Origin of the sequence: Demequina maris (genome assembly GCF_000971155.1) — a bacterium.
Taxonomy (GTDB): Bacteria; Actinomycetota; Actinomycetes; order Actinomycetales; family Demequinaceae; genus Demequina; species Demequina maris.
In genome coordinates, this window is the sequence record NZ_BBLX01000014.1 from 17,590 (window position 1) to 37,660 (window position 20,071).

21 protein-coding genes and 1 tRNA gene are annotated in these 20,071 nt (G+C 70.9%); 14 read left to right on the forward strand and 8 right to left on the reverse strand.

The annotated features are described in order from the left end of the window. Positions 1 to 9 precede the first annotated feature (9 nt). Positions 10 to 285 (reverse strand): DUF4242 domain-containing protein, encoded by a 276-nt coding sequence (locus AOM02_RS12970; protein ID WP_228373852.1) that lies wholly within the window; start codon positions 283 to 285, stop codon positions 10 to 12. A gap of 420 nt (positions 286 to 705) precedes the next feature. Here AOM02_RS12970 and AOM02_RS12975 point away from each other — a divergent pair, with 420 nt between their 5' ends. From AOM02_RS12975 to dinB, 8 genes are all read left to right on the forward strand, one after another. Beyond that, the gene (locus AOM02_RS12975) at positions 706 to 2,838 is read left to right on the forward strand and encodes a glycoside hydrolase family 36 protein (protein ID WP_062300028.1); all 2,133 of its coding nucleotides are present in this window, start codon (positions 706 to 708) and stop codon (positions 2,836 to 2,838) included. A gap of 23 nt (positions 2,839 to 2,861) precedes the next feature. Then, complete coding sequence (locus AOM02_RS12980) at positions 2,862 to 4,199, forward strand: ABC transporter substrate-binding protein (protein ID WP_062299942.1); 1,338 nt, start codon at positions 2,862 to 2,864, stop codon at positions 4,197 to 4,199. A gap of 51 nt (positions 4,200 to 4,250) precedes the next feature. Further along, the gene (locus tag AOM02_RS12985; RefSeq protein ID WP_082105097.1) at positions 4,251 to 5,183 is read left to right on the forward strand and encodes a carbohydrate ABC transporter permease; all 933 of its coding nucleotides are present in this window, start codon (positions 4,251 to 4,253) and stop codon (positions 5,181 to 5,183) included. After that, on the forward strand, positions 5,180 to 6,022 hold the full coding sequence (locus AOM02_RS12990; RefSeq protein ID WP_228373853.1) for a carbohydrate ABC transporter permease: 843 nt from the start codon (positions 5,180 to 5,182) through the stop codon (positions 6,020 to 6,022). Before AOM02_RS12985 ends, AOM02_RS12990 begins: the two co-directional genes overlap by 4 nt. 4 nt (positions 6,023 to 6,026) lie before the next feature. Beyond that, positions 6,027 to 7,115 (forward strand): LacI family DNA-binding transcriptional regulator, encoded by a 1,089-nt coding sequence (locus tag AOM02_RS12995; RefSeq protein WP_062299944.1) that lies wholly within the window; start codon positions 6,027 to 6,029, stop codon positions 7,113 to 7,115. A 79-nt stretch (positions 7,116 to 7,194) separates the two neighbouring features. After that, complete coding sequence (locus tag AOM02_RS13000) at positions 7,195 to 7,551, forward strand: nuclear transport factor 2 family protein (protein ID WP_062299946.1); 357 nt, start codon at positions 7,195 to 7,197, stop codon at positions 7,549 to 7,551. Between the two features lie 141 nt (positions 7,552 to 7,692). Next, complete coding sequence (locus AOM02_RS13005; RefSeq protein ID WP_062299948.1) at positions 7,693 to 8,565, forward strand: alpha/beta fold hydrolase; 873 nt, start codon at positions 7,693 to 7,695, stop codon at positions 8,563 to 8,565. A 165-nt stretch (positions 8,566 to 8,730) separates the two neighbouring features. Further along, positions 8,731 to 9,939, forward strand: coding sequence for a DNA polymerase IV (gene dinB, locus AOM02_RS13010; protein ID WP_062299949.1), 1,209 nt, complete (start codon positions 8,731 to 8,733; stop codon positions 9,937 to 9,939). Between the two features lie 52 nt (positions 9,940 to 9,991). Here dinB and AOM02_RS13015 read toward each other — a convergent pair. From AOM02_RS13015 to AOM02_RS13025, 3 genes are all read right to left on the reverse strand, one after another. Next, positions 9,992 to 10,067, reverse strand: a tRNA-Lys gene (locus AOM02_RS13015). Between the two features lie 23 nt (positions 10,068 to 10,090). Then, positions 10,091 to 10,669 (reverse strand): VanZ family protein, encoded by a 579-nt coding sequence (locus AOM02_RS13020; RefSeq protein ID WP_062299950.1) that lies wholly within the window; start codon positions 10,667 to 10,669, stop codon positions 10,091 to 10,093. An 82-nt stretch (positions 10,670 to 10,751) separates the two neighbouring features. After that, the gene (locus tag AOM02_RS13025; protein ID WP_062299951.1) at positions 10,752 to 11,660 is read right to left on the reverse strand and encodes a phosphotransferase; all 909 of its coding nucleotides are present in this window, start codon (positions 11,658 to 11,660) and stop codon (positions 10,752 to 10,754) included. Positions 11,661 to 11,792: 132 nt separating this feature from the next. Between AOM02_RS13025 and AOM02_RS13030 the strand changes: the two genes are divergently transcribed. Beyond that, positions 11,793 to 12,008, forward strand: coding sequence for a hypothetical protein (locus AOM02_RS13030; protein ID WP_062299955.1), 216 nt, complete (start codon positions 11,793 to 11,795; stop codon positions 12,006 to 12,008). A 7-nt stretch (positions 12,009 to 12,015) separates the two neighbouring features. Here the strand turns inward: AOM02_RS13030 and AOM02_RS13035 are convergent, their stop codons facing one another. From AOM02_RS13035 to AOM02_RS13045, 3 genes are all read right to left on the reverse strand, one after another. Next, on the reverse strand, positions 12,016 to 12,330 hold the full coding sequence (locus AOM02_RS13035) for an AzlD domain-containing protein (protein WP_062299957.1): 315 nt from the start codon (positions 12,328 to 12,330) through the stop codon (positions 12,016 to 12,018). Next, a complete protein-coding gene (locus tag AOM02_RS13040) occupies positions 12,327 to 13,091 on the reverse strand; it encodes an AzlC family ABC transporter permease (RefSeq protein WP_062299959.1) in 765 nt (254 codons plus the stop codon). Before AOM02_RS13040 ends, AOM02_RS13035 begins: the two co-directional genes overlap by 4 nt. Before the next feature lie 103 nt (positions 13,092 to 13,194). Further along, a complete protein-coding gene (locus tag AOM02_RS13045; protein WP_062299961.1) occupies positions 13,195 to 13,482 on the reverse strand; it encodes a DUF1540 domain-containing protein in 288 nt (95 codons plus the stop codon). A 481-nt stretch (positions 13,483 to 13,963) separates the two neighbouring features. Between AOM02_RS13045 and msrB the strand changes: the two genes are divergently transcribed. After that, complete coding sequence (msrB, locus tag AOM02_RS13050) at positions 13,964 to 14,374, forward strand: peptide-methionine (R)-S-oxide reductase MsrB (protein ID WP_062299963.1); 411 nt, start codon at positions 13,964 to 13,966, stop codon at positions 14,372 to 14,374. After that, positions 14,374 to 15,003, forward strand: a complete 630-nt coding sequence (locus AOM02_RS13055) for a hypothetical protein (RefSeq protein ID WP_369344935.1) — start codon at positions 14,374 to 14,376, stop codon at positions 15,001 to 15,003. Before msrB ends, AOM02_RS13055 begins: the two co-directional genes overlap by 1 nt. 14 nt (positions 15,004 to 15,017) lie before the next feature. Here AOM02_RS13055 and AOM02_RS13060 read toward each other — a convergent pair whose 3' ends face one another. After that, positions 15,018 to 16,037: a LacI family DNA-binding transcriptional regulator gene (locus AOM02_RS13060; RefSeq protein WP_062299965.1), complete on the reverse strand. Its 1,020-nt coding sequence runs from the start codon at positions 16,035 to 16,037 to the stop codon at positions 15,018 to 15,020. 137 nt (positions 16,038 to 16,174) lie between these two features. Here AOM02_RS13060 and AOM02_RS13065 point away from each other — a divergent pair, with 137 nt between their 5' ends. From AOM02_RS13065 to AOM02_RS13075, 3 genes are all read left to right on the forward strand, one after another. After that, entirely contained in the window at positions 16,175 to 18,199 is a 2,025-nt protein-coding gene (locus AOM02_RS13065; protein WP_062299967.1) for a beta-galactosidase, read from the forward strand. After that, positions 18,196 to 19,119 (forward strand): carbohydrate ABC transporter permease, encoded by a 924-nt coding sequence (locus AOM02_RS13070; RefSeq protein WP_062299969.1) that lies wholly within the window; start codon positions 18,196 to 18,198, stop codon positions 19,117 to 19,119. The genes AOM02_RS13065 and AOM02_RS13070 overlap by 4 nt, the downstream gene beginning before the upstream one ends. Positions 19,120 to 19,205: 86 nt before the next feature. Continuing rightward, complete coding sequence (locus tag AOM02_RS13075; RefSeq protein ID WP_062300036.1) at positions 19,206 to 20,030, forward strand: carbohydrate ABC transporter permease; 825 nt, start codon at positions 19,206 to 19,208, stop codon at positions 20,028 to 20,030. Positions 20,031 to 20,071 lie beyond the last annotated feature (41 nt).

Below are 20,071 nucleotides of genomic sequence, written 5' to 3' on the forward strand. Positions count from 1 at the left end.
ATTCAAGCGCTAGAGGCCCTCGGCGACCAGGTGCACCTCGTCGGCGACCAGGCCGTGGGCCTCGCGGTGCACCGTGTTGGCGGCCTCGGCGTCGGGGGCGTCGACGAGGCAGAAGATCGTGCCGTTGCCCTCGTCGACCCAGTAGCGGAGGTAGTGGACCCCGTGGTCCTCCTGGATCGCGAGGTCGGCGGCGTGCGCCTTCGCGACCTCTCCGAGGGTGACCGGGCCGTCGAGCGAGTGGACATCCATGTAGAGCGCCATCGTGGTGCCTTCCGTGTCGTGCACGTCCGGGTGATCGTGCACTTCGATCCCATCGCGTCCGGCACCTAGGTGAATCCGTGAGGTCACCTATCTTTCGCGCCGCCGGCGGGGACGATGCGCGGGCCCGGGACGGCGCGAGCGCGCCCGCGCATCGTGCGGTCCCCGACCCACGCCCATTTTGACGTGCGCTTTCATTTGTAACGAATCCGTGACCTCGACGCGGGCCGCGGGGGCCTATGCAGCTGTCAATGAAAACGTTCTCTCGCGGCGGTGCAGCGCGATAAATCGTCCGGTTTACCTGCATAAATGCCGGGAGAGCCGCGTTTGCGGGTCGCGGAGAGGCCTCGCGACGCCACCGTGAAGCGGATCTCGCGAAGGGCTTGCGCATCAAAATGAAAGCGCTACTATTTCGAACGTCGCACACGACGAAGGAGACCTGTGACGATGACTGAACGACTGCGATGGGGCAGCGATGACCTCACCCTCACCCTCGAGTGGGACGAGTCCTCCGCGCCCCGGATCGCCGAGGTCGCCGCGGATGGCGTCGTGGTGACGATGCCCGCGGGTCTGCCCCTGGCCGACCCGATCACCGTGGGCGCCGGTCACGTCCCCGCGAGCGGTCGTCTGGTCCACGGGCAGCTCGGTCGCGATGCCCGCGTCGTCTCCGCCACGGAGTCGGAGCACGACGGCCGCCGCGAGCTCCGCATCGTCTCGCGGCACGAGGAGGCGGGGCTCGAGCTCGCCACGACCTTCGAGGCGTGGGGCGCCGCGGCCGTGCGCGTGACGACGACCGTGACGAACCGGGGCGAGCGCACGCATCGGCTGCGCTCGCTCCCCACGTTCTCGCTCTATGCGGGAGCGACCGGCGACGTCGACGCGTCCGAGGAGCCGTGGCGGCTCCACCACGCACGCAGCGAGTGGCTCGCCGAGGGCCGCTGGACCTCGGACCCGGTTCCCGGCGACCGCTTCCCGGGCATCGCCGAGGAGCTCACCGGGCACAACCCGCGCGCGGACGAGGCCGTCGCCTCGAGCGGCACGTGGTCCACGGGCCGCGCGCTCCCGATGGGCCTGCTCGTGTCCGAGGTCACCGGCGCCACCTGGGCGTGGCAGGTCGAGCACCAGGGCGAGTGGCGCTGGGAGGTCAACCGGGACACGGCGGGTCCGTACCTCGCGACGAGCGGGCCGACGGACGCGGACCACGGCTGGCTCGCGGTCCTCGAGCCGGGGGAGTCGTTCACCACCGTGCCGGCGACCTTCGTGCTCGGGCGCGACGTGGACGCCGCGGTCGCCCAGCTGACCGCGTACCGGCGCGCGACCCGTCGCGCGCACGTCGACAACGCGCGGCCCTCGATCGTCTTCAACGACTACATGAACACCCTCAACGGCGACCCGACCACCGAGAAGCTCGAGCCGCTCATCGACGCCGCCGCCGCGGCGGGCGCCGAGACGTTCTGCATCGACGCCGGCTGGTACGACGACGGCGGCGACTGGTGGGACAGCGTCGGCGAGTGGACGCCCTCGACCACCCGCTTCCCCGGCGGCCTGGACCGCGTGATCGAGCGCATCAAGGGTCACGGCATGGTCGCGGGCCTCTGGCTCGAGCCCGAGGTGGTCGGCGTGCGCAGCCCGATCGCGGACGCGCTCCCGGCGGAGGCCTTCCTCCAGCGGGCGGGCGAGCGCATCGTCGAGCACGACCGCTACCACCTCGACCTGCGCCACCCGGCGGCGCGCGCCCACCTCGACGCCACCGTGGACCGCCTGGTCGACGAGTTCGGCGTCGGCTTCTTCAAGCTCGACTACAACGTCAACCCCGGCACGGGCAGCGACCGCGATGCCGTCAGCGCTGCCGCCGCGTTGCTCGACCACAACCGCGCCCACCTCGCGTGGCTCGACGGCGTGCTCGACCGGCACCCCGAGCTCGTGCTCGAGAGCTGCTCGTCCGGCGCGATGCGCGCCGACCACGCGATGCTGTCGCGGACGCAGCTGCAGTCGACCTCGGACCAGCAGGACTTCCTGCTGTACCCGCCCATCGCCGCGGCGGCGCCCCTCGCGATGCTTCCCGAGCAGGCCGCGAGCTGGGCGTACCCCCAGGCGCACATGACCTTGGAGGAGGCGGCGTTCTGCCTCGTGACGGGGCTCGCGGGACGGTTCTACCTGTCCGGCTACCTCAACGAGATGGACGAGGCGCACACCGCGCTGGTCGACGAGGCCGTGGCAGCGGCGCGCACGCTGCGCCCGCACCTCGTCGGTTCGACGCCCTTCTGGCCCGTGGGCCTGCCCGGCTGGGACGACCCCTGGGTGGTCCTCGGCCTCAGGACCGCGGATTCGGCCGTGCTGGTCGCGTGGAACCGCGACCCGGCCGTCCCCGAGATTTCGATCCCCGGCATCGCCGGGCCGATCGAGCACATCTTCCCGCAGAGCCTCGACGCGTGGGGCGTCGAGACCGATGCGGGGAGGGAGCCCACCGTGCTGCGCAATCCCACCGGGAGCGTCAGCGCGCGCGTGCTCCGATACGACGCTTCGTCCCCGACGTCAGGCGTCACTCAACTCAGCACTGACGTCGGCGTGCGACGCTGACCACAACCAAGGAGAGCATTTCAATGAGGAAATCAATCGCCGGACTCGCGGCGGCCGCCGCGTTCGCCGTTGTGGCAGCAGGCTGCAGCGACCCGACCACCGCCGAGGCGCCCGACTCGTCGTCGTCCGCCGGCGGCGAGATGGCCGCCGAGCAGTGGCCCGCGCAGGACACGAGCCGTGAGGGCGTCACCCTCACGATCTGGGCGGCGCAGAACTCCACTCAGACCGCGGAGTCCGTCGCCACCGAGTTCGAGGAGCTCACGGGTGCCACCGTCGACATCGAGACGATCCCGGACCCGTACGAGCAGAGCATCCAGACCAAGGTCGCGACGGGTGACATGCCCGACCTCGCCTTCTGGCAGCCCACCGCCTCGATGCTGACGGCCCTCAACGCCAAGACCAACCTGCAGCCGCTCGACGGCGCCCCGTGGGTCGACAGCTACACGGGCAGCCTCGCCGACATGACCGGCCTTCTCGACGGCACCCGCTACGCGGCGCTCGTCACGACCCCCGCGGTCGAGGGCGTCTACTACAACAAGGACCTGTTCGAGCAGGCCGGCATCACCGAGACCCCGTCCAACTGGGACGAGATGATCGAGGACGCCGACACGCTCAAGGCGGCCGGCATCACCCCGTTCTACGAGATGGCTGCCGACCGCTGGGCCACCCAGTGGTGGGTCCAGGTGCAGCTCGCCGACGCCGCGGCCGACGGCCTGTGGGACCGCGTCAACGCGAACGAGGAGACGTTCACCGACCCGACCATCCTCGGGGCGATCGAGAACTACAAGTCGCTCATCGACGACGGGTACTTCAACGACGACATCAAGACCGCGACGTTCATCGACCAGGGCAACGCCCTGCTCGACGACGAGGCGGCGATGGTGATGCAGGTGAACTCGTACTTCGGTCAGCTGCAGTCGCTCAGCGACAGCGCCACCCTCGACGAGAAGGTCGGCTTCTTCCCGATCTCGCCGAGCGGCAACGTCGGCACGTTCATCCCGGACCAGAGCAACGCGGTCGTCGCGTTCGCGACGGGCGACGACGAGCGTGAGGCGACGGCGCGTCAGTTCCTGAGCTACTGGCTCGGCGACGGCTACCAGTCGTTCGTCGACACCGTCGAGACCGTGTCGCTGCAGGACGGCGTCGAGTCGCCCGCGGGCGTGCCGATGGCGCTCCAGGAGGTCGCGGCCTCGCTCGACAACTCCGTCGGCTCGATGCAGGCGCTCGCGATCGCGAACCCCGACCTGTACATCTACCTCGCGGACATGATCCAGGGCACCAAGACGCCCCAGGAGGTCGCCGAGGCCACCCAGCAGCAGTTCGCGGAGTTCGCAGCCGCGCAGGGCGCTGCCGGATTCTGATAGCAACGGTGGGGGGCCGGCGAGCCGGCCCCCCACCCTCCAGGAGAGACGATGACCACCACCCTCCTCCCCGCGAGGCGCAAGGACCAGCCGCGAGACGCGCGCCTTGCCGACCGCCGCAGCCGTCAGGACCACCCGTCCTGGTTCCTGTGGCCGGCGCTCGCGATGCTCGTGATCTTCTTCTTCACGCCGACGATCTACAACTTCGTCTACGCGTTCACGGACTGGTCCAGCTTCAAGTCCGAGATCGGCTTCGTGGGCTTCGACAACTTCGTCAAGCTGCTCCAGAACGGCAGCCTGCTGTCGGACCTCCGCGTGACCCTCATCTACGCGATCCTGGTGGCGATCTTCCAGAACCTCTTCGGCCTCGGGCTCGCGCTGGTCCTCGAGCGCGACACCCGCATCAACCGGTTCGCGCGCGCGGCGTTCTTCGTGCCGGTGATCATGTCCGCGCTCGCGGTCGGCTACGTCTTCCAGGCGATCCTCAAGCCCGACGGCGTGCTCAACAACTTCCTCACGACGCTCACGGGCGGCGAGGTCTCGATCCCGTGGCTCGGCAGCACCACCTGGACCATCGTCGTCGTGGCGATCATCCACGCGTGGAAGTGGATGGGCCTGTCGATGCTCATCTACCTCGCGGGCCTCAAGACCATCAACGAGGAGGTCATCGAGGCGGCCCAGCTCGACGGCGCCGGCTACTGGCGCATCTTCAAGGCGGTGCGCTGGCCGCTGCTCGCACCCGCGGTCACCTTCAACTTCGCCACCGCGCTGCTCGGCTCGATGAACGGCTTCGACATCGTGCAGGCGACCACCGCCGGCGGCCCCGGCGGCTCCACCGAGCTGCTCAACATCTTCATCTTCCGGACGTTCGGCCAGGGCCTCTTCGCCCAGGCGACCGCGATGAGCCTCGTGCTCTTCCTCGTCGTCGCGCTGCTGGCGTTCCCCGTCATCATCTACCTCCGCCGAAGGGAGCGTGTGCTGTGACCACCGCCAGCCCGACCCTCAAGCGTGCCCGGCGGCTGATGCAGCCGACGGCCGCGATCCTTCTCACGGTGCTGCTCCTGGGCGTGCCGTTCATGATCATCATCTTCACGGCGGGCAAGGACCAGGGAGCCGCGCTGAACCCGGACCTCTCGCCGCCGGCGACGTGGCAGCTGTGGTCGAACCTCGCGACCGTGCTCGACGAGGGCAACATGGTGCAGGCGCTCTTCGGCTCGCTTCTCGTGATGGTGCCGTCGGTGCTGCTCGTGCTCGTGCTCGGGTCGCTCGCCTCGTGGATCCTCGCGCGCCGCTCGAGCCGGTCGATGGCCGTCCTCTACGCGCTGGCGATCAGCGGCATCGTCCTGCCGCCCGCCGTGGTCACCATCGTGCTGCTGCTGCGGCAGCTCGGGCTCGCCGGGACGGCGATCGGCATGATCTCGGTCTATACCGGCATGTACCTGTCGACCGTGATCTTCTTCGTCACCGGCTTCATCCGCACGATCCCGATGGAGCTCGAGGAGGCCGCGCGGATGGACGGCGCGGGCCCATTCCGCGTCTTCTGGAAGGTGATCGTGCCCCTCCTGACGCCTACCTTGGCGACGGCCAGCATCCTGATCTGCCTCTATATTTGGAACGACGTGTTCTATGCGCTCTTCGTCATCGGAGGCCGCATCGACACCCTGCCGCTGAATCTCTTCGACGTGGCCAGCGCGGGCCTGTATCTGCAGAGGTGGCACATGATCTTCTCGTACATCATCCTCATGAGCCTGCCCCTGCTCACGGTCTTCGTGTTCCTGCAGCGCAAGATCATCTCCGGCATCACCAGCGGTGCGGTGAAGTAGCGCGATGTCGGTCGAGGAGCGTGCGGGCGGCGGCGGTGCCGCGATGAGGCCCGCGACGATGGCGGACGTCGCCCGGCTCGCGGGGGTGTCGCTGTCCACCGTGTCCCGCATGCTCTCCGGCGGCTCGCCGGTCAGCCCCAAGCGCCAGGAGCGCATCCAGCAGGCGATCGACCGGCTCGGGTACCGGCCCAGCGCGGCCGCGCGCGCCCTCGCCTCGGGCCAGAGCAACGTCATCGCGGTGCTCGCCGGCGACACCACCATCTACGGCTACGCGACCACGATCCGCGGCGTCGAGGAGGCGGCCCGCGCGCTCGGCTACAGCGTCATGATCGTCGTGATCGAGAGCGCGGAGGATGCGGCCGTCGACGCCGCCATCGCCACGGCGATGTCCCAGCAGCTCGCGGGCATCGTGCTGCTCAAGTTCGACCCGCCGGGCGTCGCCGCGATGCACCGGCTCCCCGCGGGCGTCCCCATGGTCGCGCTGTCCGGCGTGCGCGAGAAGGGCCTCCCGCAGGCGCTGATCGACGAGGCCAAGGCGGGAGAGGAGCTGACGCGTCACCTCCTCGACCTCGGTCACCGCACCGTCCACCACGTGCGGGTGCCGCCGTCGCGCAAGGAGGACGGCCGCACCACCGGCTGGCGTCGCGCGCTCAAGAAGGCGGGCGCGACCGTGCCGCCGGTCATCGACGTCACGTGGGAGCCGCAGACCGGGCGCACCGTGGGCCGGCGCGTCGCCGGGATGCCCGAGGTCACGGCCGTCTTCTGCGGCAACGACGAGCTCGCGATGGGCGTGATCCGCGGACTCGCGGACGAGGGCCTCAAGGTCCCCGACGACGTCTCGGTGGTCGGCTTCGACGACCACCCGCTTGCGGACGTGTGGATGCCCGCGCTCACGACCGCGCGTCAGGACTTCTCGTCCCTCGGCCGTCGCGGCGTCGGGATCCTCGCGCGCGTCATCGCGGGCGAGCCTCCCGAGAAGGCCGTGCACGAGGCGGCTCCCGTCATCGTGCGCGAGAGCTCCGGGCCGCCGTCCGCCGACAGGGGGATCGCCACGGAGGCGGCCATGGAGGACGCCGACCGCATCCACGCCTGACGCATCGCCGCTGAGGGACGATGCGCGGGTCGGGCCGTCTCGGATGGCGCGGCGGCCGCCGCGACGGTAGACACGAACCATGACCCGAGCGAGCGACTGGCTGGACGGCTACATCAAGGCATGGGAGACGAAGGCGGACGACGACGTCCGCGCGATCTTCACCGACGACGCCGAGTACTGGTTCCGGCCGAACGACGAGGAGCCCGTGCGGGGGATCGACGCGATCCTCGAGTCGTGGAAGGAGCCCGAGCCGGGCGTGCCGGTCCACGACCTCGCGGTGCTGATCGAGAACGACGAGCTCGGCATCGTGAAGGGCACCGTCGACTACCCGGGCGACGAGAAGTACACGAATCTGTGGGAGGTCTGGTTCGCCCCCGACGGCCGGGCGCTGCGGTTCGTCGAGTGGTACATGACGCCGCGGGCGAGCGCTGGCTGAGCGCATCGTCCCCACAGCGCGCCCGGAGGCGCCCGGCCCGCCGGGCTCCTACGATTGAAGAGAGATCCGCGCGCGAGCGAGGCGGCGGATCGGTGATCGGGGCCCCGGACCGGTCCGCGCCAAGCGGAGGACGGTGGCGAGATGTCCGACAAGGGGAAGCAGAGGCTCACAGCCGAGACCCGGAGCGGCCTGCCCGGCAGCTTCGTCGAGCTCCCGACGGGGGTCACCCACTACGAGCTGGTCGGCGACGACGACGGGCCGCCGGTGGTCCTCGTCCACGGCAACGCCGCCCCGTACGTCACCTGGGACAGGAACGTCGGCGCCCTGGCCGACGCCGGGTTCCGGGTGCTCCGCTACGACGTGCTCGGCCACGGTCTTTCCGACCGGCCCGAGCTGCGGACGTACGACAAGAGCCTCTACAACGCCCAGCTCGCCGAGCTGCTGAGCGCGCTCGGGATCACGGACCCGGTCCGGATGGTGGGGTCGTCGCAGGGCGGAAGCATCGCGACCTGCTTCACCGCCGAGAACCCCGGGATGGTCGCAAGGCTCGCGCTGCTCGCGCCGTTCTTCGACGACCTGCCCGGCTCGAACGGGCTGCTGTTCCGCCTCGTCACAGCTCGGGGTGTCGGGGAGCTCGCGCAGCGCATCGTCCCCGACAAGCGTCTAGCAGACCTCTCCGATGCGATGGTCGACCCCGTCGCCCGGGAGACGCTCCAGCCCGAGGTGCTCCGGCAGTTCGAGTTCGAGGGCAAGCGGCGCGCGGTGCTCGCCAACCTCAGGGGCGACGCGTTGAGGCCGGCGACCACCTGCTATCGGCGCGTCAAGGATCAGGGCATCCCGGTGCTCCTCACCTACGGCGCCGAGGACCAGAAGCTGCCGGAGGCGCAGATGCGCAGGTTGCGGGATCTGATGCCGGAGCTCGAGTATCACCAGATCGACGGCGCTGGCCATCTCGCGCACTACGAGGCGCCCGACCGGGTGAATCCGATCCTCATCCGGTTCCTCAAGGGCTGACTTCCGTCATCGGACCCGAGCCACACGCGTCGCCTCGCTAGGCCGAGTCGGCGCGACCCGTCGGCGGCGAACGGCGAGCGCGCGTTGGCCAGCCACGGAGCGCCCGCGATGTCGGGCGGCGGTGAGACCATTCCTAGAAGAACGTGTGGTGGCAGGAGGTGCGGGATGCGGGGCGAGGCGACCGTGCTCCACGCCGACCTCGACGCGTTCTACGCCTCGGTCGAGCAGCGGGACGACCCCGCACTGCGTGGACGGCCCGTGATCGTGGGCGGCGGCGTCGTGGTGGCCGCAAGCTACGAAGCCAAAGCCCGGGGCGTGCGCACCGCGATGGGGCTGCAGCGTGCGCGTGCGCTCTGTCCCGATGCCATCGTCGTCCCGCCCCGCATGGAGGTCTACTCCGCAGCGAGCAGGGCAGTGTTCGCGATCTTCCGGGACACTACGCCGTACGTGGAGGGAGTCTCGATCGACGAGGCGTTCCTCGAGGTGGGGGGACTGCGTCGCCTTGCCGGGACGCCCGAGCAGATCGCCGTGCGCCTACGAGAACGCGTGCGTGCCGAGGTCGGGCTCCCGATCTCGGTGGGAGTCGCGAGAACCAAGTTCCTCGCAAAGGTGGCGAGCGCGGTCAGCAAGCCCGACGGGCTCCTCGTGGTGGGGCCGGACCGCGAGGAGGCGTTCCTTCATCCGCTCCCCGTCGAACGGCTCTGGGGCGTCGGCGCGGTGACCGCGGAGAAGCTGCACCGCAACGGCGTCTACACGGTCGGGCAGCTGGCCGAGCTCGAGGCCGCGACCGCCGAGCGGTGGCTCGGCAAGGCGGCCGGCGCGCATCTGCATGCGCTGGCCCGGCTCCGGGACCCGCGGCCCGTCGACACGACCAAGCGGCACGGATCCATCGGCTCGCAGCGGGCGCTTGGAAGTCGGTCGTGCTCAGCCGGTGAGCTCGGGCTGATCCTCACTCAGATCGTCGACGGCCTCGCGAAGCGCCTGCGCGATCGCGGATCGTCGTGCACCACCGTGGTCCTGAGGCTTCGCTACGGCGACTTCGTCAAGGCGACGCGATCGCGGACGCTCGCCGCGCCGACCGATCGCACCGAGGTGGTGCTCGCCGTCGCCCAGCGATTGCTCGCCGCGGCGGCTCCCGACATCGCCGCCCGCGGCGTCACCCTCATCGGCGTCTCGCTCGCGCAGCTGACCAGCACCGGCACGGTTCAGCCGGAGCTGGAAATCGACTGGAACGACGGGGCGCGCATCGACACCGCGCTCGACACCGCCCTCGACGCGGTCCGCGATCGGTTCGGCTCCGCGGCCGTCACACGCGCGGCGCTCATCGGTCGTGATCCTGGCTTGTCGGCGCCGCGGCTGCCTGAACACGAGTAGCCGCATGTCGAACCCGCATGGTGAGCGCGACCCGTGGTGGGAAGCGCGCATGTGGTGGGCCCCGTGGGGCTCGAACCCACGACCTACGGATTAAAAGTCCGCTGCTCTACCGACTGAGCTAGAGGCCCGCCCCCCATGCTAGCGGCGGGTCCTACGCCGCCGAACGCGCCCCGCGCCCCCGCCCGGACCCGTCCCCGGCGCCGAGCGCCAGCACGAGCGCGGCGGCCAGCGCCCCTAGGAACGCCCCGGCGGTGTTGAGGATGATGTCGTCGACGTCCGCGACCCGCCCCAGCAGGTACTGCGTCGCCTCGATGAGCGTCGACAGCGCCGCCCCGAGCGCGGTGCCGGTGAGCACCCGCAGCACCAGCCCCGAGCGGGTAAGCAGGGCCGCCACGGTCCCGAACGGGATGAACAGCACGATGTTGCCGATGAGGTTCATCCACGGCTCCCGCGCGCCGGTCTCGAGCGCGCGCTGGATCTCCTGGCCGGGGGTGAGGTTGACGCCGCCGGTCCCGCCGGTGTGCGTCACGACCGTGAGCCCGATCGTGAGCCACCCGATCACCGCGAGGCATGTGAGCATCGCGACCCACAGCGCGGTCCGCCGCCCGTGCCCGAACAGCGAGCCCAGCCCCCACGCGATGACCACGAGCACCGACCCCGCCAGCGCGATCGGCAGCGCGCCGTGCGTGCCGAACACGTCGAGCGTGTCCAGCGAGTCGAGCGCGCGCATGGGTCCTCCTGGGTGATGACGCCGGGTCAACGCCCGAGCGTACGTGCCTGTGCCCGCGCCCGTCGCACGGGACGATGCGCGCTCACCGCAGCACCCCCAGCTCGCCGAACCCGCGCCACGCCATCGCGATGTTGAGCGGCCGGTCGAGCACCGCCCATGACGCGCACTTGGCCACCGCGATGCCGCGCATCCGCGCCTCCAGGCCGCGGTCGTCGCAGCCGGACGCCTCGCGGTACGCGGCCACCGCATCGTCCACCCCGGCGGCCGGCATCGCGGTGTAGAGGAACGACAGGTCGACGGCCCGCTCGCAGCCGGCCATCTTGCCCCAGTCGATGATTCCCGCGAACGCGCCGTCGACGCCGAGCAGGTTCGAGCCGTGCGGGTCGGCGTGCGACCACACCACCTCGGTGGGGGCGGGCGCCTCGAGCGCCTCGACCCACAGCTCGCGAAGCGCGCCGCGGTCGAGCCGCTCGCCGTCCGGGCCCTCGGCGTCGACCAGCAGCCCGAGCGCCCAGTCGAGGTTGTCCTCGCGCTCCACCAGGGTGATCGACTGCTCCGGGTTGAACCACGCGTCCTCGTGCGCGGGGGAGTGCACCTCCGCGAAGGCACGCCCCAGCGCTGCACCCGCGCTCGCGTCGAGGGGACGCGTGTCCGCGGTCTCGCCCGGCAGCCACGACACCACCGCCCACGGCCACGGGTAGCCGTCCTGCGCGATGCCGCTCGCGAGCACGCGCGGGTGCGGGAACGTCCATCCCGCGCCCACCGAGTCGAGCAGGCGCGACTCGCGCGCGAGCGGCCCGACAGCCTCCTCGACGCGCGGGAGCCGCAGCCCCAGCTCGTCGCCGAGGCGGTACACGACCATGTCCCAGCCGTCGAAGCGCTCGCCGACCTCGAGGTGCGCGAGCCCCGGCAGCTGCCGGTCCACCAGCGCTCGCGCCAGCGCCCGCGAGATCGCGGGGTGCGCGGGCGGCGGACCGGAGTCGCGGATCACGGCACCAGGCCCGCGTCGATGCAGGTCATGCGCGCGACGCTACCAGCGGCGCAGGGCCGGCGGGAGGGACGATGCGCGGGTCTGGCGGACGCTCGGGGGTGGCTGTCGGAGGGCGGCGCTATCTTCTGTCGCATGATCGACGTCGAGCTGCTCGAGAGGATGCGCGCCGCGGCCCACCGCGCGGCGCTGGACGTGGTGGACGATGCGGCGGCCGCCGAGGCCGTCGCGCAGGACGTGGTGGCGCGGCTCATCGGCCGCGGCATCGCGGACCTGGTGGATCCGGTCGCGCATGCGGCGGCCGAGGGTGCGGCCATGGCGCGACCACGGAGCTCCGGCGCGGCGGCCTGAGCGGGGCTCACAGCCCGGCCAGCAGCAGCGCGGCGAAGGCGGCGGCGCCGGCGGCCATGGTCCAGCCGGACGAGCGCTTCCACAGCGCGACGCCGACCGCGACCAGCGCCGCGAGGTGCCACGCGCCGAGCGGGCGCCACTCGCCCTCGTCGAGCAGCAGCGAGTTCGCCACGATCGCCGCCAGCGCGGCGGGTCCGACGAGGCGCAGCGACCGCTCGACGCGCTCGGGCAGGCGTCGCTCGCCGCCGAACATCACGATCCCGGACACGCGGATCGCGTAGGTGCCGATGGCGGCGGCGAGGAAGATCAGGAAGGTCCTCATTCGCCTGCCCCCGCATCGTGCGCGAGGCCGTCGTCGGTGTCGGGATGGCGTCCGCGGTCCGGCACGAACGAGCCGACCGCGATGCCGGCCAGCGCGCCCGCGAGCACGTTGAGCCCGTAGGGCAGGTCGTGCGCGGCGAGCACGACGACGGTCGCGACGCCCACCGCGGTGAGCGCGGGCGCCCCGCGCAGCCCGGGCACCATCACCGCGAGGAACATGAGCGGGACGATGAAGCCGATCTGCCACGCCTCGGGGATCACGGGCCCGAGCGCGATGCCGGCGGCGCCGCCGACGCACCACACCGCCACGAACGGCAGCGCCCCTCCCACGACGAACCAGCGCCGTCGCACCGGGTCCGGCCAGTCGTCGTGGTGCTGGAGCGCGACCACGGCCGCCTGGTCGGTCATGAGGTGGGCGAGGCCCAGCTTCCAGCGCATCGGGAACGCCGCGAACACCGGGGCGAGCGCCGCGGAGTACAGCGCGAAGCGCGCGTTGATGACGAGCGCGGTGATGACCGCGATCGCGGCCGGCGCGCCCGTGCGGATCGCCTCGACGATCGCGATCTGGCTCGCCCCGGCGACCACCGAGAAGGACGCGAAGTTGCCCACCCACGGGTTGATACCTGCGATGTTGACGAGCGCGCCGAACGCGAGCCCGAACAGGGCGGAGCCCGGCATGAGCGGTGCGATCGCCTTGAGCCCGGCCCACGCGTCCGCCCACTGGCGCGGCGCGATTCCGAGGGTCGGGCGGGAGAGGGTCACGCAGGCGAGTGTCTCACCCGGGTATGACGCGGATGTGTCGGGGGACGCGCCACGGCCCCGGCGGCGCCTGGTGATCCAGGGCGGCCGGGGCCGGGGTGACGGTTCAGACGCGCGCGGCGTACGTGAGGCAGTCGGCGACGTCGGTGCTGCCGCCGACCGCGATCGAGTCCGCGGTGCACATGAGGTCCTCGTTGTGCTGGCAGTCCTCGAGCGAGCAGGCGCCCACCGCGGCGGTGGAGTCCGCGCCGCCCTTGTGGTCGGTGTCGACGAACGTGGTGCAGGCGGCGTGCGCGCCGACCGAGATCGCTCCGGCGTGGCAGCCGTCGTGGTTGTAGCCGCACGAGGCGACGGAGCAGGACGAGACGATGGGCAGTCCGATCGAGACGGGCATTCGAGCCTCCGGGGGAAGGGCCGCCGTGGCGGCGCAAGGTCGTGACAATCGCCAATATACGCGCGCTTTCGTCGAATTCAAGGCGGCCCGATATATGCGCGTATCGCATTATCGAATTCGCGCCGAATTGATTTCCGCGGGCGTTTCGAAATTCGATTTCCGCGCTCCTCCACGCACGGAATCCGCCGCGATCCCCGCGGCGGCATCCCCAGGGGGTACGCCGCGCATCGTCCGACACCCGTCAAGAAAGTTCGGTGACGCGGGAACAAATCCGGGCCGCCCGACGTCTGTATCGATGTACCCACCACGGCGGAGTCGCCGCATGGGACGCCCAGGTGAGAACGCGTGGCGTCCGACCTCCTCCCCCCCTCGGAGGTCGGGCGCCTCGCGTCTCCCTTCGGGACTGGCCGGCGGCGACGAGCACGGTGCGCGATTCGGGAGCGTGCCGCGCGCGTACGCTTGCCTGGGAAGGAGCCGAAGCATGAGCCCCAACAAGATCGTCAAGACCGACGCCGAGTGGCGCGCCCAGCTGACCGAGTTCGAGTTCGAGGTGCTGCGCAACGCCGCCACCGAGCGACCGTGGACCGGCGAGCACATCGACGAGAAGCGCGACGGCGTGTTCCAGTGCCGCGCCTGCTCCGCGCAGATCTTCGTGTCCGGCACGAAGTTCGACTCGCACTGCGGATGGCCGAGCTTCTACGACGCGGACCCCGAGGCGGTCACGCTGCACGAGGACCTCTCGCACGGCATGGTCCGCACCGAGGTGCGCTGCGCCTCGTGCGAGTCCCACCTCGGCCACGTGTTCCCCGACGCGCCCCAGACGCCGACGGGCGACCGGTACTGCATCAACTCCGTGTCGCTGGTCTTCGTCGAGGTCAGCGAGCAGGCGTAGTGGTCGAGCCGCGCTTCCGCCGTCCGGCCATGCTCGACATGGAGATGGCCGATCAGATCGAGGGGGACATCGACCCCGCCGACCGCGGCCTCATCGCGCACGAGACCGCGCTCGCGATCGTCTCGCAGGCGCGCGAGGCCCAGGACCCCGAGCTGGTCGAGAGGCTCATCCGCCTCGTCGACGAGGAGGGCATCGACACCGTCGCCATGATGTGGTCGAAGGCGGGGGAGCACACCCTGCCCGGCGCGCTGTGGCGCATCTACATGATCCGCGAGTGGGTGAAGCACGACGCCGCCTCGGTGGCGCGCTCGTACCACCACGGCGTCCACGCGGCCCACGTCCGGCACGCGATCGCCGGCGTCGAGGACCCGCCCGGTCCCGACGAGGTGCGCACCCTCGCCGACGCGGTCCTCTCAGGCGTGTTCTCGGGCGACCTCGCTGTCGCGCTCGAGCGCGCGGGCGCGTTCTGCCGCGTGGTCGCGACGGGCTCGGCCTTCGAGGCGCAGACCGACGAGGGCCACGCCGACCGCCGCGCGCACCGCACCACCATGCGCGCCTCGCAGCTGCTGCGCACCGGCGAGGACCTCGAGCGCTGCGCCGCGATGTGGCGCGAGGGCCGGCTGGACTGACCTCCTCGCGGACGCTAGGCGGACGCGCGCCACACGATGGGTGTGGCGAGGATCGTGCCGCCGTCGCCCGTGCTCTCGCCGGCGATCCGTGCGAGCACCGCTTGCGCAGCGGCGGCGCCGAGGCCTTCGGCGGGCTGGTGCACGGTCGACAGCTGCGGCTCGGTTCGGCGTGCCCAGTTGCTGTCGTCGAATCCCACGACGCCGACGTCCTCCGGCACGCGGCGTCCCGCAGCCGCGAGGGCGCGCAGCGCGCCGGCGGCGACCGCGTCCGACGCGGCGAACACGCCGTCGATGTCCGGCGATCGACGTAGCAGCGCCTCCATGCCGGCGATGCCGTCGTGGAACGAGTACAGTCCCACCGGCTCGATGAGCGACTCGTCGAGCCGGTCGCCCATCGCCTCACGGAAGCCTTCGAGGCGGTCGGCACCGGAGTCCCGGTCCAGGGCCGCGGCGATCATGCCCACGCGCCGGCGGCCGGTGCCGAGCAGCCGCTCGGTGATCGCTCGCGCCGAGTCGCGGTTGTCGATCCCGACCCAGGCCACGGAGAGCCCGGGCGGGTGGCCGACGAAGGCGGCGGGGATCTGGAGCTTCTCGATCGCTCGGGAGATCGGGTCGTCCACGCGGGCGGAGACGACGATCGCCCCGTCGACGAAACCGCCGTTGAGGTACCGGGCCACGCGCGTCGTGTCGCGCTCCGAGTCGACCACGAGGCACACGAGCTGGTAGTCCTCCTCGGACAGGGCCGCGTTGGCGCCCAGAAGGATGCCGCCGATGTTCGGGTCCTCGAGGAAGAGCGCATGCGGTTCGTGGACGATGAACGCGACCGCCTGGGTGCGCTGGCGCACGAGGTTGCGGGCGGCCGTGTTGGGGATGTAGCCGACCTCGATGATCGCGCGCTCGATCGCGGCGCGAGCGCTCTCCGACACGTACCGCTCGCCGTTGAGCACCCGGCTGACGGTGCCCCGCGACACTCCGGCGACGCGCGCCACGTCGTGGACCGTCGCGCGTCGCGGCGGGGATGGCGTGACGTTCATGGGCTCACACTATCGAGGCGAGGTTGACATGGCGGCGAACGCCACTCTAATGTGTGCACGTTCACAGATTACGGCGTCGATGAACCTCTTCGCGATCTGTGCACGTGCACATACTGCGATGGAGCAAGCGAGGATCGATGACGACCCACACCCGAACGGGCGCCGGCGGAACGCTGGGGCTCGCACTCGACGGCATCGTCCTCGGCTGCGACTACAACCCGGAGCAGTGGGACCCCACGGTCTGGCAGGAGGACGTCGCCCTCATGCGTGAGGCGGGGGTCCGGCTGGTCGCCATCAACATCTTCGGGTGGTCGCACGTCAACCCCGCCGATGGCCGCTGGGACTTCGCCGCGCTGGACCAGGTCATGGACCTGCTCCACGCCCACGGGATCCGCGTCAACCTCGGCACCGGCACCGCGTCGACGCCCGCGTGGCTGACGCGACAGCACCCCGAGATCCTCCCGGTCGCCGCCGACGGCACCACGCGGTACCCCGGCGGCCGGCAGGCCTGGTGCCCGAGCTCGCCCATCCTCCGTGACCGTGCGCTGGACCTCGTCGCGCGCGTCGCGGAGCGCTACGGCGACCACCCCGCGCTCGCGCTCTGGCACGTCTCGAACGAGCTCGGCTGCCACAATGCGCACTGCTACTGCGATGCCTCCGCGGACGCGTTCCGTGGCTGGCTGCGCGAGCGGTACGGCACGGTGGATGCGCTCAACGCCGCGTGGGGCACCGCCTTCTGGAGCCAGCGCTACGGCGCGTTCGACGAGATCCTTCCCCCGCGTCTCACACTCTCATCGCGCAACCCGGGCCAGATGCTCGACTTCCACCGCTTCAGCTCCGACGCGCTCCTCGACCACTACCGGGCGGAGGCCGAGGTGATCCGAGCCCGCTCGGACGCCCCCGTCACGACGAACTTCATGGTCACCGCGCACATCCGCAACCTCGACTACTGGACGTGGGCGTCCGACATGGATGTCGTCGCCAACGACCACTACCTCGATCACCGTCTGGCGGATCCCGTCACCGAGATGGCGTTCGCGGCCGATCTCACCCGGGGTCTCGCCGGGGGTGCGCCCTGGATGCTGATGGAGACCGCGGTCGGTGCGGTCAACTGGCAGCCGCTCAACCGTGCGCGCGCCGCGGGCGAGCTGCGCCGCCACGCGCTGACGCACGTCGCGCGCGGCGCGGACTCCGTGTGCTTCTTCCAGTGGCGGGCATCCGCCCAGGGTGCCGAAAAGTTCCACTCCGCGCTCCTGCCGCACGCGGGCACCGATTCGCGGGCCTGGCGCGAGTCCGTGGAGCTCGGGCGCGAGCTGGGCGTCCTCGCCGAGGTCGCGGGAACGCGCGTCGAGGCCCACGTGGCGATCCTCTTCGACTGGATCTCGTGGTGGACCCTCGACGGCGAGGGCAACCCGAGCACCCACGTGCGCTACCTCGAGCAGGTGCATCACGCGTACCGCGCGCTGCGCGCGGCGGGCGTCACCGTCGACGTGGTGCCGGCGGGCGCGGCCCTCGACGGGTACCGGCTCGTGGTGGTGCCGGCGCTCCACGCCGTCCAGGACGCCGCTGCCGACACCCTCGACGCGTACGTCCGCGACGGCGGCAGCGCCCTGGTGACCTTCGCGAGCGGCATCGTCGACCACGACGACCGGGTGCGGCTCGGCGGGTATCCGGGCGCCTTCCGCGACATGCTCGGCATCCGCGTGGACGAGATGTGCCCGGTCGCTCCGGATGAGGAGCTCGCGCTCGACGACGGCTCGCGCGCCTCCCTGTGGTCGGAGCGGGTCGAGCTCCGCGGTGCCGAGGCGGTCGCATCGTTCGCGAGCGGTCCCGCGCTCGGCCATCCGGCGGTGACACGTCACCGCCGCGGCGATGGCCTAGCCTGGTATGCCGCGACGGCGCTCGCCGCCGATGCGTACGCGGCTCTGGTGGCGCGAGCGGCGGACGACGCAGGAGTCAGTCGCGACCCGCACGCGGGGCCGCACGTCGAGCTCGTGCGGCGCACCGGTCACGGTCGCACGTACGTGTTCGCCATCAACAACTCGGACCGTCCGGTCCCCCTGGACGTGCGCGGCACGGACCTGCTCACCGGTGAGGTGCTGCGAGCCGCGACCACGCTCGACGCGGGCGAGGCCCGCATCGTGAGAGAGGAGACGCGATGACCACGCAGGTCACGGCAGCGAGCGCGAGCCGCGAGCATCGACCCCAGGTCCGTCGGCGAACCCCCCACCGCGGCGCGATCGCGGCGCTCGTCGCACCCTTCGGCGTGCTGTTCGCCCTGTTCTACCTGCTGCCCATCGGCTACGCGGTCTACCAGTCGCTCCTGGTCGTCGAGCGCGACGGCACCTACGGCGAGGCGCGCGAGGTCTTCGGCGGCCTCACGCAGTACGCGCTCGTGTTCCAGAACGAGGCGTTCTGGCAGTCGATGGGCCGGATGCTCCTCTTCGGCATCGTCCAGGTGCCGGTGATGCTCGGGCTCGCGCTCCTGTTCGCGCTGCTCCTCGACTCGTCGCTGGTGAAGGGCCGCAGGTTCTTCAGGCTCGCGTTCTTCGTGCCGTACGCGGTCCCTGGAGTCATCGCGGCGATCATGTGGGGCAACCTGCTCTCTCCCAACCTGTCGCCCTTCAAGGCGCTGACCAGGAACGTCGATCTGCTCGGCGCGGACCTGGTGCTGTGGTCCATCGCGAACGTCGTCACCTGGGTGTTCGTGGGCTACAACATGCTGATCATCTACTCCTCCCTGCTGGCGATCCCGGCCGAGATCTACGAGGCGGCGCGCATCGACGGAGCGGGCCAGCTCCGCATCGCGTGGTCGATCAAGATCCCGCTGGTGCGTCCCGCGATCGTGATGACGGCCGTGTTCTCGATCATCGGCACGCTCCAGCTGCTCGCCGAGCCTCAGGTCTTCCAGTCGTTCAGCTCGGCCGTCACAAGTAACTACACGCCGAACATGACCGTGTATGCGACCGCCGCGATCCCCAACACGAACCTCGCCGCCGCGATCTCGGTGGTGCTCGCGCTGGTGACCTTCGTGCTCTCGTTCTCCTTCCTTCGGTTCACCCAGCGAAAGGCGCAGTCGTGAGCATCCTCGTCGACCCGACCCCGCAGCAGGCGCCGGCGGACGCGCACGCGGAGGCCTCCTCACCCCGCGGCCCGCGCGACTCGCGCCTGTCCCGTACCGGCGCGATGCTCGTAATGGGTGTCTTCACGGTGTACTTCCTCGTGCCGCTGTGGTGGCTGCTGGTCGCGTCGTCGAAGACGCCGGGCGACGTGTTCACCACGAACCCGCTGTGGTTCGCGGACATGCGTCTCGGCGAGAACCTCGGCGAGCTGTTCGCGTTCCGTGACGGCCTCTACCTCCGGTGGCTCGGCAACTCGGTCCTGTACGCGGGGCTCGGCGGCGCCGTCGCCACCCTCATCGCCGGCATGGCGGGCTACGCGCTCGCGAAGTACCGATTCCGCGGGCGGGAGACGATCTTCAACATCGTGCTCGGCGGCGTGCTGGTGCCCGCGACCGCGCTCGCGCTCCCGCTGTTCCTCCTGTTCAGCAAGATCGAGCTCACCAACACCTTCTGGGCGGTCTTCCTGCCGTCGATCGTGAGCCCGTTCGGCGTCTACCTCACGAGGATCTTCGCGGCGGCGTCCGTGCCCGACGAGATCCTCGAAGCGGCGCGCCTCGACGGGTCCGGGGAGATGCGGACGTTCTTCACGATGAGCCTGCGGCTCATGTCGCCCGCCCTTGTCACCGTGTTCCTCTTCCAGTTCGTCACGATCTGGAACAACTTCTTCCTGCCGCTGATCATGCTGCGGGACCAGTCGCTGTTCCCCGTGACCTTCGGTCTGTACGGCTGGAACACCCAGCTCAACCAGATCCCCGAGCTCCGCACCTACGTGCTCGTCGGGGCGCTGGTGTCCATCGTGCCGCTCATCGTGACGTTCCTGTCACTGCAGCGGTTCTGGCGCAACGGCCTCGGTGCCGGTGCCGTCAAGTAGCGCAGTACCGGCGCGGTGCCCCGCCGCGTCGCCCGCATAGA